At 59.1% G+C, this 443-nt stretch carries 2 pseudogenes; one reads left to right on the top strand and one right to left on the bottom strand.

Going from position 1 to position 443, the window contains the following annotated elements:
• Nucleotides 1-208 (bottom strand): annotated as a pseudogene (locus L1069_RS23965) (IS110 family transposase); the annotation flags it as partial.
• Nucleotides 209-302: 94 nt separating this feature from the next.
• Between L1069_RS23965 and L1069_RS23970 the strand changes: the two are divergent.
• Nucleotides 303-443, top strand: a pseudogene (locus tag L1069_RS23970) (IS5/IS1182 family transposase); the annotation flags it as partial.

Below are 443 nucleotides of genomic sequence, written 5' to 3' on the forward strand. Positions count from 1 at the left end.
GCCCCATGGCGATCAGCGTGCGCGCGCAGTGATGCGCTGTGGCGCAGGCCTCCGCACGGATCAGGCAGGGCGGTGGTTTCGAGAAGAATGGGATCATCCGCTTTCGATGCAGACGCTTCACCAAAACCGTCTTGCTGTTCTCATCTATGCCATGCGCCTGGAAAACGCTCTTGGCCAGGTCAAGCCCTCTCGTTGTGATCTTCACAATGGCCGCTCCTTTTCTGCCGCGAATTGTCGACCTGAGCGTATCTGTCTCAAGTCTCTGTGGCAGGGGCGTCCACATCATCAAGCCGGGGTCTGCGATGGAGACCAGCTTGGCACGAGACCTGATGCCGGACGAGGATTGGGCGTTCTTTGAACACTTCATCCTTTCGGCCCGTGCCCCGAACGGGCGCAAACCCACCAACCACCGCCTTGTTCTTGACGGGATATTCTGGATCGCC

The sequence above is a fragment of the Leisingera sp. MMG026 genome (assembly GCF_021654205.1).
In the GTDB taxonomy this organism is placed as follows: domain Bacteria; phylum Pseudomonadota; class Alphaproteobacteria; order Rhodobacterales; family Rhodobacteraceae; genus Leisingera.